We start from the raw sequence: 17841 nt of genomic DNA, 5'->3' as shown, positions 1-17841 counted from the left end.
AACAGCCCCTTTTGCAATGAAAGATAGAAAATTGAAAGATCCCATGAAGAAGCCATATATTAGTTTTACTTTATAGTTGTGAACGCCCAGCCCTCGGTCCTAGTTATTTCTTTTTCCCTTGTTCCTTACGCACATGATTTTCTTTATTAAAATTCCAATGACTAACACCGTTATAGGCTCATTTTTTTAAACCTTCAATTTGACTTCAAAATACTTCCTAATGAAATATACAGAATAACTAACTCTCATATTTTCATAAATGAAAAAATTATATTAAGCCAAATCTACTGCTACTCATCCGATATTTGAAATCGGCGTATCATAATTGTGATTTTTCTTTATTGAAAGCAAAGTCAAATCCCCTTTAACCCGTTCCGAATAAATTGGATCGTGTATTCTATTTCTTTCTCGTCATCCCATGGATAATCCGGCATGACCAAAAAGCGGGTAATGAAAAAACCAACGATCGAGTTAATCGTTAAACGTATGACAGTCTCGGTGGGAAAATCTCCTATTTGCCCGTTTTGTTTAAAATGGTTGACAACTTTTATAAACTGAGGCAAAACTTTTTCAGTAAAAACCGCGCTAAATTTTTCTTGAATTTCTGCATGGAACGCCATTTCCTGAAAAAAAATTTTTAACAATGGGACATTGTTTTTGACAAATTGATAGCGGTTACGGATGATTTTCCTTAACAGATCTTCAAAATCATCAAGTCGTTGATCCTGGAAAACTTCATTGATAAACCTTTCAGCAAATAAGGGAACGGCAAATTCTATAATGATCGGTGAAACGATGGATATCAGCAAATCTTTTTTTGTTTTATAATGGCGAAAAATCGTTCCTTCCGCTACCCCGGCTCTTTTCGCAATTTCGCTCGTGGATGTCGCAGCATACCCTTTTTCGGCGAAAATTTCGACTGCCGCTTGAAGAATTTTTGCCTGCTTTGGCGTTAAATCTTGATTCGCTGCCTTCATGAACTCGTCCATAAAATTTTTCTGGTCCATACACTTTCCTCCTTATTTCTCTCTTTTATTGTTATAACCTGCGATGTTTTTTCAATGCAAATATATTTAAGACATAGAAAAGCAGCGCAAAGCCGAACAATATTAGCAAATCCTGCCAAAGATCGACCAAGTCTTTTCCTTTAATCATGATTTCTTGAATGGCGTCCGCTCCGTAAGTAAGCGGCATAAATTTACTCAACACTTGCAACCACTCTGCCAATGTCTCCAAGTTAAAGATTCCCGAAAAAAATGCTTGTGGAATGATGACAATCGGAATAAACTGCATGATTTGCAGCTCATTATTTGCAAAGGCTGATAAAAGGGTAGCAAGCGCCAGCGCAGTGATGGCTAATAAAAATGTAACTACTAACAGCTGCCAAAAATCCCCTGCCATCCAAATATCAAGTACATATACGCAATACGTGACAATAACGAACGATTGAATAATCGTGAATAAGCCAAATCCTAGCAAATAGCCTGTTACAATCTCCCATCTTTTAATCGGCGTCGACAGCAATTTTTCTAATGTTCCTTGTGTTCTTTCCCGCAAAAATGAAATGCCGCCTAACACAAAAACAAAGAAAAAGACAAAAAAACCGATTAGTACTGAACCCGTCTGATCAAAAAGATTGATTTTGTCAGAGCCATAATAATATTCGACATCAGGCTGAATATTTTTTTGGTCTGACAGGGAGCTGAAGGCGGTTTGAATCACCTTCATAACCGCTGAATTGGCTGTCGGGTCGCTTCCTTCCAGCAAAACATACGGAACATGATTTTTTATCGTTATAAATGCGTCTAAATCCTCTTTTTGAAAAGCCTCCTTCGCTTCACTTTCGGACATTTGAACAACATCTTTCTCCAATTCATTTTGCAATACTTGCTCAAGCGGCGCCGGTATATTTTCTGCTGCTATTTTCGGTTCGTATGGGTCGCCGTCTAATACAAGCCATACAAGAGTGATAACTAAAAGCGGCGCAAAGATCAATAAAGCAATCGACCGTTTATCTCTTAACAACTGTCTTATAATTCGGATGACAACAGCTCCTACTCTCATTTCTCATTCCTCCCGTATGCTAAAAATGCTTCTTCAAGTGAATCGACCTTTTGGTTTTCCTTTAGCTTTTCCGGCGTGTCACAAGCAATGATATAACCGTCTCTTAGCATGGCCAAACGATCACACTTTTCCGCTTCATCCATGACATGTGTCGTAACTAAAATGGTCATCCCGTTGTTTTTTAGTTTTCTTAATTCACTCCATATTGATTGGCGAAGCACTGGATCGATTCCAACCGTCGGTTCATCTAAAATTAATAGATCCGGTTTATGCATGAGCGAAGCAGCTAGAGACAACCGCCTTTTCATCCCACCTGAAAAGTCCCTGACAACTTTATCCATATGATCAGTTAAATCTACAATTTCCAAAACTTCCTGAATCGCTTTCTTCCGTTCTTGGCGTTTTAGCCCGTAAATGGCAGCTATAAATTCCAGGTTTTCTTTCGCGGTCAACTCCTGATAAAGAGCATCCGATTGCGCCATATAACCGATTGATTTCATTAGCTCGAGCGAAGGAACCTTTTGATCTTTGATGAAAATTTCTCCTTGATCTCCCTCTAAAATTCCTGTGATCATTTTGACCAACGTTGTTTTCCCGGAGCCGGATGGACCAAGAAGCCCGAAAATCTCTCCCTCATTTACGTCCAAATCAATATTTTTTAGCACTTTTTCCTTCCCGAATGAAATCGCAGCTTTACGGACAATAATCATTGAGGCCATTTTTTCCCTTCCTTTCGTATAAAATGAGTGAGTACTCACATACATTATAGTTGAGCAAACGAACTTTGTGAAGTGAGTAATCACTCATTTTTTCGCAAATGATAGGAAAAATTTTTTACAACAGCTTCGGCTTTAATAGTTATCGTCTTAAAAAAGCTGACCGCTGCGGATTTATACAAAAAACAACAATAAGCATTTGAACTAGAAAAAACATCCACACAAATTTACTGAGGAATGAACATCAGAAGATGCGCTTTTTTGCACAAATTATGCTCATTTATTAATATGCAGGAGAAATCGGGGCAATCGGTTAGCTATTGACTCATTAGAAGTGTTTTACAGGAACGACTAGATGAAGATAGCCTTGGTATTCGTTCCTTAGAGGAAAATAAACAAGCATTTTTAGTTATTTTACATAATGATTAAAGGAGATTTTAGATACAATACACATTCAATAAAAATGGTTGAAGTGATACTATATGGGCAAGTGGTACTGTAAAAACAATAATGATTGATTCAATATAATAATTCTTCTCATGCGGATTTCTGTTTACGGATAAGGCTGACATATGTGACTTTCAAATTCTTACAGTTGAAAGAAGTGAAAAAGGATGAGCTTAGAGGCATTAAACAAACAAGTGAAAACCGATCTTTCCTATCTCGCCTTCGGAGGTCCAAGCTGGGTGCGAACGCTAAAAAAACCTGAAGGGCATGTCTACGATGTCGTGATCGTCGGCGGCGGCCAAAGCGGCTTAGGTGCGGCTTTCGGTCTTCTACGCGAACGGATATCCAACATTCTTGTCATTGATGAAAACCGAGAGGGCTGGGAAGGACCGTGGGAAACCTACGCCCGTATGGTGACTTTGCGAACACCTAAACATTTGACCTCCATCGACCTTGGGATTCCTTCCCTAACCTTCCGCGCTTGGTGGGAAGCACAATTCGGACCGGAAGGCTGGGAAGCGCTAGACAAAATTCCTCGGGGAGATTGGATGAATTATTTGCGCTGGTTTCGGAAAGTTCTCAATCTGCCCGTCATCAATGAAGTAAAGTTGAAGTTGATAGAGCCGACTGATGAAGGGATTCACCGGCTTCATATTGAAGGAACGGGTGCACCATCTGACATATTGCTCGCACGAAAGGTTATTTTAGCAACGGGAATTCAAGGCGGCGGCGAATGGCATGTTCCTCCTTTCATTGCTGAAAAATTGCCGCATCATCTCTATGCCCACTCCTCAGAAGCAATTGATTTTAAAGCACTACAAGGGAAAAAGATCGGAATTTTGGGCGGCGGCGCATCTGCCTTTGATAATGCCAATTTTGCCTTATCAGAGGGTGCGGCCGAAGTTCATGTCTTTGTCCGCCGCAAGAAATTGCAGCGTATCAATCCGATCCGCTATATGGAAGTTTCCGGTCTAATTGAACATTTCCAAGCTCTATCGGACGCTGATAAATATGCAATCATCGCTCATTTCTTTAAATATAATCAGCCGCCGACCAACGATACCTTCGGACGCGCAGCCTCATGGCCCGGTTTTCACCTGCACTTAGGAGCACCATGGCTTGATGTTGAAGCTGCAGATCAAGGTGCAGTAGTGACCACACCTCAGGGCAAGTTCACCTTCGATTTTCTGATCATCTGCACCGGACTCGTCACTGATCCTGCTTTGCGTCCGGAGCTGAGACTTGTCGAAAGCCACATTGCTCGTTGGGGAGACCGCTATCTTCCCCCGAAGGAGCTGGCCAATCCAATGCTTGATGCCCATCCTTATCTCAGCCCTGGTTTCGCTTTTATAAGCCGCGATGAAAAGGGCAAAAAGCTTCTGTACGGAATTTTCGCTTTCAACTATTCGGGTTTGATCAGCTGCGGCATTACAGCAGCTGCTCTTTCCGGCCTGAAATACGGGATACGCAAGCTCGTGTCAGAAGTAGCGGATCAGCTTTTCTTAGATGATCGCGAAAAGATATTGAAAGACTTCTATTCCTATAACGAAATCGAATTTGTCGGTGAATGGACTAAAAAGGAGTAAGGCCTTAGAATAACCGTTGGTAGTGTGGGGGCTGTCTCAAGCTGATTTTTCAGCTAAGAGGCGCCCCTTTTTCAAATAAAAATAACGTTTATATTTTTTTCGGACAGCTGTTTGTAATGCAAGGAATTTATGGTCTGAGAAAGCGGCCTTTTAACACTCTTTAAAAATAAATAAGGTGAATCGAATCAAAGTTCGATCCACCCAATTAAATTTTTTCAGTTTCCTTCGAACAATTAATGGACCACGGCTGGACCAATTAATGCTGCTGGTTTTTCCCCTAAAGCCAGCTTGCTAATGTTTGTATAGCTAATATGTTTATATGATTGCAGCAATTGTTTTAATTCCGGAAATCTTTTATCTTTTTTTAGTTTTTCGATTTCCTGATGATAGATAGACAATACATAATCATCCTGAAATTTCGGTTGGAATCGATCCGGGTCTTCATCCATTAGTAAAGAGCCCATATATTGATATCCATATTGTAATTGACGAGTCAAATGGACGATATTTAAAAATTTCCGATAAATAGTTGGTGTTGTTGTCTTTAAGTTTTCGATAGCGGTTTGTGCATTTTTCAACTCATCGTAACTAGAGTCTATTATCACACTATATCATTCCTTTGTTCCGTATTAATCCCACGGTTTATTCAGTGAAAGTCTGGACACGAGTTCTTTATTTTGTTGTCTTTTTAACTTGCGAATGCTTTCACGTTCTTTTCCTGTTTCGTAGAGATATTTTTCTTCCTCTGTTTCTGGAATAATAGGCGGTACTTCCAACGGTCTTTTATTCTCATCCAAGGGAACAAAAGTGAAAAATGCAGTAGCTGCAATTCTTCGTTTCCCAGTTTCTAGATCTTCTGCAATCACTTTACAGAAAATCTCCATGGATCTTTTACCTGTATAGCTAACAAATGATTCAATACAAACCGAATCACTTACCCGGATCGGTTCAAGGAAATTAACGGAGTCGGTCGACGCCGTAACACATTCCTTTACCCTTGTATGTCTGCGGGCGGAAAGCGTCGCACATGCATCCATCTTCTTCATTAAAACTCCGCCAAATAATGTATGATAATTGTTCAAATCATTAATGAGCACTTGATCTGTTTGAACAACACGTGTTTCTTTAACTTTTTTTGCTTCCATCATGATCACCTTACGTATAAAAATACTTTTGAAGCGTACGCTTCATCCGTATTAGAATTTTTACAAAGAGAATTATAATATAGCTGGTTTGCAAAGATACAATGCCAATCCTATATGCAATTCATAACAAAATAGTATGGAAGCGCTCTTTAACCTGAACAAAAAACCACCCGTGTGATGAGCTGTCCCCAGTCAAGTAGACAGGAATAAAAAAGCACATATAGAAAAATCCCTCCATAATAGACAGATGAACAGGCTTTCTTTTTCCTGTCTACTATAAAGGGATCGTATCATTGAGCTTGGTCGTGTGTTACATTCTATTCCAAATAAACTTTTATTTCATCATTTGCTTTATCAATTCTCGGTTGAGTTCTTTAAAGATTTCGTTATGGGATGATACCATGCCAAATTTATCAGCCTTAGGTTCAATAAATTGTTTAGCGCTATTTACCGCATTTGCGGCATCCTGAAAGGCCCCCGCAATCAAATGCAATTTCCCATCGTATTTTAGAATATCCCCCGCTGCATAAAGTCCCGGTACAGAAGATTCGCTATGGGCGTTGCCCGCAATGTAGTGATTGTCAATCATTTGAATTTTCAGCTCGCTTTTTTCCAGCAAGGAGGAATCGCGCTCATAGCCATGATTCACAATTACTTCATCAATCGGTAAATAGGCGATCTCTCCTGTTTCACGGTTTGTTAGCTCGACTCGTTCAATCCGTTCATGGTCCTCGCTGGCAATCAATTTGGTAATCGAGGTATGAAAATAACAAGTAGCCGAGCTGTTTAGAAGCTGCGTCACCTGCGATTCATGACCTTTTAACATCTCCCCTCGATACGTCAAGTACACTTTTTTAGCAATCGGCACTAATTCATTCGCCCAATCAATTGCCGCATTGCCTCCTCCTGAAATGATGACCGTTTTATTTTTGAAGAGCTTTAACGATTTCACTGTATAATGCAGATTAGCCACCTCAAACTTTTCTGCACCCTCGATCTCCAGTTTTTGCGGCTTCAATATACCGCTTCCCACAGCGACAATGACCGTCTTGGAAAAATGCTGCCGTCCAGAAGCGGCCTGCAATATAAAAGTGCCATCTTCCTTTCGTTTCATCGATTCAATCTTTTCATTTAGTACCACTGTAGGATTAAATGTTAATCCTTGCTTGACAAGCTGCTTAATTAATTGTTCTCCTGTAATCGGTGCATGTCCTCCAACATCCCAAATCATTTTCTCCGGGTAAACATGAAGCTTGCCGCCCAATTGCGGCTGATACTCAATCAGCTTTGTTTTCATTTCCCGCAATCCGCTATAAAATGCCGCATACAACCCCGCTGGTCCGCCGCCAATAATCGTCACATCGTATAATTCGTCATATTTCATCTATTTCCACCTCTCCTAGAACTCAGTAAATGATTATCATTCTCAATTAAATATACATTGTTTTTACCTCTTTTACAACGAACAGTGATTGACTATTGAAAAAAATGTTTACACCATATAGAGCTCGTATTGTTTATGGACGGTCGGACCACTGTCTCGCAATCGTACAACGAGAGCAAGTCCCAGACGGTTTCTAACCGTTGGAAACATCCGTCTTTCTTCAAGCTATCTATGAAAATCGTTTGTAGATGCAGGAAATCAACGGACATCTAGAACCTCTATCTATTTTTCATGAAAAGATAGCGGCCGCTTCCACGAACATATGAAACATGATATTCAAATGAATCCTTCCTAACCCCTACTTAAGTACAAGAGACGGCTCCACACAAAAAAGACACTTTCTTCTTTTTTCTGCTTCAAGTAAAAAAGCTTCCCTTTCATAAAAGGAAGCTTTCTTATAGTTGACTCAATCGGATTTAGAATCCTATCCAGGATTAGCTGTCGACAGCTTTTCTTTTGCAAATCGTACAAATTCCTGCGCAATCTGTGATAAGCTTGCATCCTTTCTCCAAATCATTGCCAGATTCCATTCGATTTCCGGATTAGTGACGGTGATCGTTTTAAAATCATCTGTTAGTTCTATACACGTACTTTCAGGCAGCAAAGTAATACCTATATTGTAGGCAACCAATTCTTGAATAAACTCCAGTTGTGATGTTTCCGAAATAATTTTCGGTTGAAAACCGGCTTCTCTACAAGAATTGATGACAAGATTTCTTAGCACAAAATCCCGGTCGAACATAATAAAGTCCTCTTTTTTTAGCTCCTGCAAAGACACTTCCTGTTTTCCCGCCAGACGATGAGACGAAGAGACAACTAGTTTTAATTTCTCATTCACAAATATAATACTGTCAAGATTTTCATTTTCCTCAGAAAGAACAACGACCCCAAAATCCAATAAATTATTAAGAACCTTCTCTTCAACTGTTTTGGAACCATCCTCTTCTAGTAGGAAAATCACCTCTGGATATTCTTCATGAAACGATGCAATCAATTTTGAGAAGAAAATGGAATTCGTAATCGTAGGTAGCCCGATGCGAATTTGTCGTTTTCTTTGCATAAACATTTTATCAAGTTCTGCATCCAATTGCTGCAGCTGATTTTCAATTTTTAAAGCATGTTTTTTTAAAATACGGCCTGCATCCGTCAATATCAGCTTTTTTCTAGTACGTATGAAAAGCGGTGCTCCAATTTCATCCTCCAATGATTTGATAATTCTGCTGAGAGCAGGCTGCGTAATGAACAGATTCTCAGATGCAGTGGTAAAATTGCCGGTACGTGTAACCTCAAGAAAACACTTCAATTGTTTAATTTCCAATGAATCAAACACCCTATTACATTTTAATGATAATAAAGTTTACCACACTTTTCACTTTAGCGCTTTAAATTTGTTTTATCAAATAGGCGAAGCATAAAACCTTAATGTTCTTGTTAGGGCAGTTCATTATTAGACAGCCCCTTGTGTTTTTGCGTTTAATTACGCTAATTTCAACAATGGAAGTATTTTATTCGGAAATAAAAAGCTCTAATTTTGTCCTCTTTTAATCCTTCAAGTTCCCCTTCTTATATCTAAAAACTTTTCATTTCATTCATCTATGCAATCATTTATTTTTATATTCCATATCAATATTATAAAAAGATTAGTGGGCATGGTATCCCCATTTATCGAACTTTTGAAGAGAAACTGGCAAATCATCTGATTTGAGAAAAATGCTACATAGAGCTTATTTTTGAAATTTCCTGAATTGTACAGGGACAAATGCGGGAAATAAAGCATAAATAAATACAGTAAAAATTCGTTAATTTGGGAGTGAGGTGTCATGAAAACTCCATGGATTCACCATGAGAGGATGCAGCAAATACGTTCTAAACAAATGAACATTTTTAAATCTTCAAGAGTTCAAAAAAAATCTGTATGTGCCAATTTTCAGCATACAGAAGAAGAAAATGATAGTCACAAATCAGATATTGTGCCAAATCGCATTGATACAGCAGAAGCAGATGATTCACATGAAAATTACGGTATAAAAAAGGTGCCCAAACTAAACAAAAATAAAAATAATGTTTCCAAACTGATGAATTTATACAAAAAGTATAATATGTCTAAAAGAAATCATACAGGCAGCATCTGTGGTCCTACTCAACCATCGAATAGAACGACCGATCCTGAACACGTTTCCTCAACTGATGATCACACTTTAAAAACGGATGATTCCCATATTAAGCAGATTTCTTTAACTAGTCCTGACCATGAGACTAAGGAGCACCCCTCAGCCGATTCGGTTCTTGAGCCTGTTCATACTTCATCCAATTCGGATGAAATAAATCAGGAAGATGACTTTGATACCGATCTTATTGATTATTCAGTCGATAGAGCTCATTCATCATCGGATGGAAACGATTCTGAACTAATGCTTTTAGCTAATGCTGATTATGATTTGAAAACGGATTGTTCTTCCCATGATATTAAGCAGATTTCTCTACCTAGCCCTGACCATGAGACAAAGGATCATCCCTCAGCCGATTCGGTTCTTGAGCCTGTTCATCCTTCATCCAATTCGGATGAAATAAATGATCAAGAAGATGGCTTTGATACTGATCCTATTGATCATTCAGTCGATAGAGCTCATTCATCATCGGATGGAAACGATTCTGAACTAATGCCTTTAGCTAATGCTGATCATGATTTGAAAACGGATTGTTCTTCCCATGATATTAAGCAGATTTCTCTACCTAGCCCTGACCATGAGACAAAGGATCAGCCTCCAACCGATTCGGTTTTTGAGCCTGTTCATACTTCATCCAATTCGGATGAAATAAATGATCAAGAGGATGACTTTGATACTGATCCTATTGATCATTCAGTCTGGCCCGCTCATTCATCATCGAATAGAACCAATTCTGAACTAGTTCTCTTCGCTAGTAATGATCATACTTTGAAAATGGATGGTTTTTCTCATGTTAGGCGTATTTCCTTAACTGATTTTGAACATCATGAGAAATACGATCAAGATTCAATGGATTCGGTTTTTGAACTTGTGTATACCTTTGCATCCAGCTCGAATGAAATAAATGATCAAGAGGATCACTTTGAAACCAATTCTTTTGATTATTCAGTCGAGCTTGCTCATTTATTGGATGAAAACAATCTTAAACAAGTTTTTCCAGCTGTTGATGAGCATGCTGTGAATACGGATGAGGCTTCTCATATTAAGCAGATTTCTCTAACTGGTCTTGATGAACAGGAGACGAATGATCAACCTTCAACCAATTCGGGTTTTGAGCTAGTTCATGCTCCATCCAGCTCGGATGAAATAAACAATCATAAGGATATCCGTGAAATCAATCTTATTAACCATACAGTCGAACCAGTTCATTCATCATCGGACGATGCCGTTCCTGAACAATCTCCTCCAGCTGTTGATGAGTATGCTGTGAATACGGATGAGTATTTCCATGCTGGTCTTGAACAGGAGACAAAGGATCATCCTCCAACCGATTCCGTTTTTGAATTTGCCCATGATTCATCCAGCTCAGATAAAATAAATGATCAAGAGAATATCAGTGAAACCAATCCTATTGACTATACAGTCGAGCCAGTTCATTCATCATCGGACGATGTCGTTCCTGAACAATCTCCTCCAGCTGTTGATGAGTATGCTGTGAATACGGATGAGTATTTCCATGCTGGTCTTGAACAGGAGACAAAGGATCATCCTCCAACCGATTCCGTTTTTGAATCTGCCCATGATTCACCCAATTCGGGTGAAATAAATAATCAAGATATCTTTAAAATCCATCTTATTAACAATACAGTTGAGCCGGTTCATTTATCAGATGGAGCTGATCCTGAACAATCCCCTTCAGCTGTTGATGAACATGCTGTGAAAACGGATGTGGCTTCTCATGCTGATCTTGAACAGGATAAAAAGGATCATCCAGCAGATTCAGCATTTGAACCTGCCCATGCTTCATCCAGTTCGGATGAAATGAACGATCAAGATGTCTTTAAGATCAATTTTATTAACCATACAGTCGAACTAACTCGTCCATTGGATATTGCCGACTCTGAACAAGTTCCTACAACAGATGTTGTTCGTGCTTCGAAAATGGATGAAACTCCTCATGCTGCTGGTCTTGAACAGGATATAAAGGATCATGCTCTAACCGATTCAGTTTTTGAACCTGTTCCTGCTTCATCCGGCCCGGATGAAATAAATGATCAAGAAAATATCCATGAAACCAATTTTATTGACCATAAAGTTGAGCCGGATCATTCGTCGGATGGTGTCGTTCCTGAACAAATTTCCTCAGCTGATGTTGAGCATACTGTGAAAACGGATGAGGTTTCTCATGCTGAACAGGAGATAAATAAAAAATCTCCGACCGATTCTGTTTTTGAGCCTGTTCATCCTTCATCCGAATCGGATGGAACGAATGATCAAAAAGCTATTAATTTTGATAATGCAGATGAATCTATCAAATATGGAAAAACATGTTCGATGACTATAAAAAGACCATTTTCGACTTTTGTAGAAATAGATGACTTTCTTCATTCTCCTATCTTTAGCAGTATAGTTCAAAATTCAGCTGAATTTCTTGACTTAAACAATAAACAAACTCCTCAATTAAACACAAAATTACTCAATACTACAACTTATTATCCTGAACAGCCTGATTGCCGTTTAGTTTGCTCTAAAATTCATGAAATGATCTCTTTAACTGACACTGTTTCCAGTTATAGTAAGAATAATAAAAACAATCATTATCAATCTATTGCAGTTCCCCTGCATGACTCAAAAGCTGCGAAAACAAGCGAAACAGATAACAAAACTTGTACATCTCATGACTTTATACAAATTAGAGTTCCAGTTGTAGCAGGGGAATACAAAATGGAAATAATTTTAGAAGAAGATGTTGTATTTGAAGAAGAGATTTTGGGCGTTAAAGAAATCTCTAAAGAGGTCGTACTAACAAATTGTAAATTCGTACCTACTCAATTCTCCCCATCATTAGATAATGGAACATGTACAGCACTGAAAGGAAATTTATTTATAAAAGGATATATATCACAAAATATTGAGTACACTGCCGCAGACAACGGAAATGAAGGTTCCAAACAAAATGAATCAGTACCTTACTATCGTCAATTGCACCAAAAAATTATATTGGATTTAATCGTTCATTTATTACAAGTACAACAAGTTCGAGTCAGTTATGCTGGCAATGGAATCTAGAGATCATCGAATGTATACGAAATCCACTCTTTGATTTAAAAATGAGAAAAATGATTATGTGAAAAGCCCAAACTTAAAAATGAATGCTGCATATTGTATTAATGCAGAGTTTGGAAAACTCAAAAAAAATTAAGGAGTGGATTTTTCATGAGTAAAGACGATCATCAAATCCCAGCTTGCCCAGTAAAATCGACAGAACAAGTACCATTATCAAATGAAAATACCGATTTAGTTCTTACACCAGATGTTACTGTAACTCTTAAAACTCCAGTTGTATTAGCAGAAAAAACTATTCAAGTTGTAGTAGAGGCAGATATTCCACTTGATCCGCCAGCAACTGAAATTAAGAGAGTGACAAAAAACGTATTTTTGGAACAAGCGAAACTAGTACCTGTTAGATTTACACGTATTGGTACAACGGACTATTTTAGAGTAACTAGAGCGAAATTATTTGTATCAGGATTTATTCGCAAAGATATTGAATATGCTTCCAGAGACTGCAATGGAGCACTTCAAGACAGAATTGCAGACGTTCCGTTCTCTGGTTTTACAGAACTTGCAGACGCTGCTCCAACCGGAGATTTCCTTCTTTTCCCAATAATAGGAATTTCTGATCAAAGCAAAGCTCTCTTCTTAAATGAGAAAAATGACCTTGTTCCTCGTTTGGATAAATATTTCTTCCAAAATCTCGTCAAATATAATGAACAACCATACGGTGAATTAATAGCCGCAAACTTCTATGAACTTGATTTCTCACCAGTTAAAGTAGGACCTGAAGGCCAGTTTAAAACATTGCGCGAAAAAATCGTCTTAGATCTTACTGTGAAATTATTACAAGTTCAACAATTTCAAACTACAGCTACACAAGTAACTCCTAGTTTCCCTGAAGGAACTTTAGATGCTGCCGCAAACAGATCTAAACACAAATAACTAGTTCAGAAGCCGTGACTTTTTGGGTCATGGCTTCTACTTTTCTTTTTAACTGTTATTTCTTCGTTTTCTCGTTCAAGAAAATTTAAGCCCTTTATCGGCTGAACCTGCTGCGAGAGCTCAGGCTTTCCTAAACGTTTTCCCTTGTTCACTCACTGCAGCTCTAAGCGTAGCTTATTTGCCATTATCTTGAGTAACTCTGATATGTTCCCAGTGCTTTTGCGCCGCTCTTAGTATTCAGTCATGTTAGGTTGTTCATCGATTTCTCGAAAGACAGCCCAATCACCAGGATGGACTCACGGTTTGGAAAAATACGAATCTCTTCAATGAGTTGTTCCACACGCTCGGTAAGTCTCAAGCGGTTTCTGCAGCGTTTAGGAAACGCAAGAACAGCAGAGGCATCATCAAAGTCCCTGTATAATCTTCCATCACCTGATTGCGTACAGTTTAATTTCTGAGACATAAAATCACTCTGATGAGTTCAGGCCGCAAAGCGGCAATAACGCAAGTATGGAGTTGAATTTTCTACAGGTGCAGTCCGTCAATATGTATACATACATGAGAATACGTACATGAAGCTGAAGTGTTGAGGAAAATGTTCTGGAATGTTGCTCGGTTATAAAATCTCCCCCTCGCATTTAAAATGGACAAGCACAATGGGCTTGTCTAAAAATTATTGTTTCTTTCCCTCTACTCTTTCACGATAAGATCCAGCTTTCGTTTTAGTTACAGTATCAACTTTGGAACATGTCTCCCCATCAGTTTCACCTGTATTCAAGGATGTCACATCCTTTTATATAGTCGATTTATCCGCTTATATGATTTATCCGATAAAATTCGCATGCTACACGGAAATAGACAATAATTGATTTTTCATTAAATTTTGTTTCCAACTTCTGATTAAAGGATAATCTTTGTAATCAACTTTATACATATTCCAATTTCCTTCTTTCATAGTTATTTAAGAATTTTTACAAAACAAAAAAAACAGCCTAACTAATCTAGTTAGACTGTTTATATAAACAAACTTATTCACTTATAACACGATTTTGCAAACTTTATTAGACGGTCTAAAAGAAAACCATCGGTTCTCTTCCATGAGAAATACTTTAATTAATGGCCTTACAGTAACTTTTTATCTTCATCACATACAATTTCAACTTGTTTATAATATCGACGACAGCGTTAAATACATTGAAAAAATTGAGAAACTATGGTAAATTAGTAAAGAAACACATTTTGTTTAAATTATAAAAATAGTATACCTATTATAATTATAAAACATAAATCCTCTTCAGTCAATCCCCATTTTTATTTTTTAAAGGAGTGCTTAATATGAATACAGAACTTCGGCAGGAGCAAGAACGATTGGACAGCATAATGGCGATCATTGTGGAGCAAATCGGCATGCTGGAAAACGAAACCTCCCAGCGTCGAAAAGAAGTGATTGATTTCCGCAAACATTTTTGGGATGACGTCAAGGTGAATACTGATACGTTCGACGATTATCTTGAGACGATCATCGCCTTGAGACAACAGGCGCAGAACCTGTCCGTGAGCCAAAGCACCCACAGACAAGCCTTCAAGAGGTTGTCCACCCTGCGCCGCATGCAGGAGGTGCCTTATTTCGGTCGAATCGATTTCATTGAGGAAGGGACTTCAGCTGCTGAACGAATCTATATCGGTATCTCCACGCTCACGGATACAAGCGGAGAGAACATCCTGATCTACGACTGGAGGGCGTCGGTCTCGAGTGTCTACTACGATTACGCGCCCGGCCCGGCCGAATATACTACTCCTGGAGGCACAGTCCGCGGCATGCTGGAGAAAAAGTGGCAATATATCATCCGCGGCGGCGTTATCAAGTCGATGTTCGATACGAGTCTCACCATTGGAGACGACATTTTACAGCAGGTGCTTGGCAGAGTGACAGACAAACATATGCACAACATCGTGGCCACCATTCAACGGGAACAAAACCAGATCATCCGTCATGATCGCGGGCGGCTGCTCATCGTGCAAGGACCCGCCGGCAGCGGCAAGACATCGGCCGCCCTGCAACGGATCGCTTACTTGCTCTACAAATATCGGGATAAGCTGAGAGCCGATCAAATCATTTTATTTTCACCTAATTCGATGTTTAACAGCTACGTATCCAATGTGTTGCCCGAACTAGGCGAAGAGAATATGCAGCAGGTCACCTTCCAGGAATATTTGGAATATCGGCTGAGCAAAGAATTTCAAATCGAGGATCCATACGAGCAATTGGAATATATGTTGACTGAAGCGGATGACTCTTTATACCGGACTAGAACTGCGAGCATCCGATTCAAGGCATCAACCCGTTTCTTCGAGACGATTAAAACATACTGTAAGTCGCTGGAATTATCCGGCATGCTATTCAAAGATATTCTATTTAGAGGAAAACCGATCATCACCGCCAAACAAATCACAGAAAGGTTTTATAGCAGCGACACCTCGCTCCGTTTTCACAGCAGACTTGAAAAGCTGGCAGATTGGCTAAACAAGCAAATCGATGAAGCGGAGAAGCTTGAACGGACTAAGCCATGGGTGCAGGAAGAAATCGAGCTGCTTAGCAACGAGGATTATCATAAAGCTCATACTCTCTTACGGAAAAAACGCGGCTTTAAAGCAGAAACGTTGAACAACTATGAGAACGAGATCGAAGCGCTGGGCCAATTGATCGTTCGCAAGAAGCTGAAACCGTTGCGCAAACGGATCCGAACGCTTCGTTTCATCGACATGAAGGGAGTATACAAGCAGCTTTTCGCCGATCCAACGCGGGTCAAACAGTGGATGGAAGGGGAAACACCCGAGGAGTGGGAGTATATTTGCCGATTGACTGTAAAAACGCTAGACGAAGGCAAACTGTTTTACGAAGATGCAACTCCGTATTTATTTTTGAAAGAGCTGATTCAAGGCTTTCAGACGAACGTCTCGATCAAACACGTGCTTGTAGACGAAGCGCAAGATTATTCTCCGTTTCAATTCGAATTTTTGAAGCGTTTGTTTCCTTCGGCGAGGATGACTGTGCTCGGCGACTTTAACCAAGCGATATTCGCTCATGCCAGTGAAACAGTCGATTTCCACACGCTTACCAGCCTATACGGACCGGATAAAACGGATTCGATCACCTTGACCCGCAGTTACAGATCCACAAGACAGATCATTGAATTTACGCGCGGACTCGTACCCGATGGCGAACGGATCACTGCTTTTGAACGCGACGGCGATAAGCCTGTGTTGACGAGAGTGTCCGATCAAGCTGAACTGCACCACTGTATTGCTTCCAAAGTCGCGGACTTGCGGAAACGGGGATATAATACGATCGCGATTATATGTAAATCTGCTGCGGAAAGCACCGCCGCATACGAAGCACTGAAAAGAGTTGAAGATATAAAACTTGTGAAGAGCGGCTCTACCGAATATGAACAAGGTGTTGTCGTTATACCGGCGTATTTGGCGAAGGGCATCGAATTCGACGCCGTCATCATTTATAACGCTTCATCGCACGTATACGGCGTTGAGAGCCTGCGCAGATTGTTCTACACCGCCTGCACCCGGGCTATGCATTACTTGCAGCTTTACAGTGTAGGCGAACCGAGCCCCTTTTTACAGAACGGTGCGCCGGGTAGTTTCCTTCAGATCCCGGGTTAACACGAAACTGGTCTGGTGTCTGAAATGTATCACTGTCATTAAACGGCCATATATGATATAAAAAACCACTTGCCAGCATCCCTTCAATACCATACCCCGAGTTAGGCAACTTGTTTAATGGAAGGTAATGAAGGGATGTCAGCAGTGGCTGAAATAATTAAATCAGACATGTGAAATTCTATATGATGTGTTAAAAGTTCTGTAAGCAGCAAGGTTCCGTATTTTTTCGGTAATAGCTCTTTTATAACTAGGATATCGCGAACAGATCAATACACAATATCCAATTTATGCCCTACGCATATATACAAGACGGTGATGGGCGCAAAGATCGCCCCAATGGCAGCAGCCCCGATGAGAGAGACAGCAAAATCCGAGCCAATAGTTCCAGCATTGATCAGATCACGGACGGCAGTAATAATATGTGACACTGGATTAATCTTCGCAAACCATTGCAGCCAATCGGGCATTGTCTTGACTGGCACAAAAGCATTAGAAAGAAACGTAAGTTGAGCTTTTCATCCTAGCAAGCCTCGCAGCAGTTAGTAATCGTAAATTGGTTTTCCCAATCCTTGTTTCCTAAACGTTCCCGGTACA

11 protein-coding genes and 2 pseudogenes are annotated in these 17841 nt (G+C 39.6%); 4 read left to right on the top strand and 9 right to left on the bottom strand.

Going from position 1 to position 17841, the window contains the following annotated elements:
• Window positions 1–353: 353 nt before the first annotated feature.
• The 3 genes from ACVIJU_RS02340 to ACVIJU_RS02330 are packed head-to-tail and all read right to left on the bottom strand — an operon-like array spanning window position 354 to window position 2783.
• A complete protein-coding gene (locus ACVIJU_RS02340; protein WP_130156921.1) occupies window positions 354–1007 on the bottom strand; it encodes a TetR/AcrR family transcriptional regulator in 654 nt (217 codons plus the stop codon).
• Between the two features lie 31 nt (window positions 1008–1038).
• A complete protein-coding gene (locus ACVIJU_RS02335) occupies window positions 1039–2064 on the bottom strand; it encodes an ABC transporter permease (RefSeq protein WP_094244781.1) in 1026 nt (341 codons plus the stop codon).
• Window positions 2061–2783, bottom strand: a complete 723-nt coding sequence (locus ACVIJU_RS02330) for an ABC transporter ATP-binding protein (protein WP_063388279.1) — start codon at window positions 2781–2783, stop codon at window positions 2061–2063. Before ACVIJU_RS02330 ends, ACVIJU_RS02335 begins: the two co-directional genes overlap by 4 nt.
• Before the next feature lie 611 nt (window positions 2784–3394).
• Between ACVIJU_RS02330 and ACVIJU_RS02325 the strand changes: the two genes are divergently transcribed.
• Window positions 3395–4813: an NAD(P)-binding domain-containing protein gene (locus tag ACVIJU_RS02325; RefSeq protein ID WP_456687201.1), complete on the top strand. Its 1419-nt coding sequence runs from the start codon at window positions 3395–3397 to the stop codon at window positions 4811–4813.
• 233 nt (window positions 4814–5046) lie between these two features.
• Here the strand turns inward: ACVIJU_RS02325 and ACVIJU_RS02320 are convergent, their stop codons facing one another.
• The 4 genes from ACVIJU_RS02320 to ACVIJU_RS02305 form a co-directional block, all read right to left on the bottom strand.
• Window positions 5047–5418 (bottom strand): hypothetical protein, encoded by a 372-nt coding sequence (locus ACVIJU_RS02320; RefSeq protein ID WP_456687200.1) that lies wholly within the window; start codon window positions 5416–5418, stop codon window positions 5047–5049.
• Window positions 5419–5442: 24 nt separating this feature from the next.
• A complete protein-coding gene (locus tag ACVIJU_RS02315) occupies window positions 5443–5958 on the bottom strand; it encodes an acyl-CoA thioesterase (protein WP_082829614.1) in 516 nt (171 codons plus the stop codon).
• A gap of 334 nt (window positions 5959–6292) precedes the next feature.
• A complete protein-coding gene (locus ACVIJU_RS02310) occupies window positions 6293–7342 on the bottom strand; it encodes an NAD(P)/FAD-dependent oxidoreductase (RefSeq protein WP_456687199.1) in 1050 nt (349 codons plus the stop codon).
• Window positions 7343–7826: 484 nt separating this feature from the next.
• Entirely contained in the window at window positions 7827–8720 is an 894-nt protein-coding gene (locus ACVIJU_RS02305; RefSeq protein WP_456687198.1) for a LysR family transcriptional regulator, read from the bottom strand.
• Between the two features lie 502 nt (window positions 8721–9222).
• Here ACVIJU_RS02305 and ACVIJU_RS02300 point away from each other — a divergent pair.
• Window positions 9223–12639, top strand: a complete 3417-nt coding sequence (locus ACVIJU_RS02300) for a BC_2427 family protein (RefSeq protein ID WP_456687197.1) — start codon at window positions 9223–9225, stop codon at window positions 12637–12639.
• Between the two features lie 147 nt (window positions 12640–12786).
• Window positions 12787–13569, top strand: coding sequence for a CsxC family protein (locus ACVIJU_RS02295; protein ID WP_063388272.1), 783 nt, complete (start codon window positions 12787–12789; stop codon window positions 13567–13569).
• A 286-nt stretch (window positions 13570–13855) separates the two neighbouring features.
• On the opposite strand, the pseudogene ACVIJU_RS02290 reads toward ACVIJU_RS02295, so the two are convergent.
• A pseudogene (locus tag ACVIJU_RS02290) lies at window positions 13856–13990 on the bottom strand (IS256 family transposase); the annotation flags it as partial.
• A gap of 914 nt (window positions 13991–14904) precedes the next feature.
• Here ACVIJU_RS02290 and helD point away from each other — a divergent pair.
• Window positions 14905–17247: an RNA polymerase recycling motor HelD gene (gene helD, locus ACVIJU_RS02285; RefSeq protein ID WP_456687196.1), complete on the top strand. Its 2343-nt coding sequence runs from the start codon at window positions 14905–14907 to the stop codon at window positions 17245–17247.
• Window positions 17248–17532: 285 nt separating this feature from the next.
• On the opposite strand, the pseudogene ACVIJU_RS02280 reads toward helD, so the two are convergent.
• Window positions 17533–17753, bottom strand: a pseudogene (locus ACVIJU_RS02280) (ABC transporter permease); the annotation flags it as partial.
• Window positions 17754–17841 lie beyond the last annotated feature (88 nt).

Source organism: Aeribacillus sp. SP014 (genome assembly GCF_054055575.1).
Note: the sequence above shows the minus strand (reverse complement) of the source record. Positions and strands in the feature narration are given on the sequence as shown.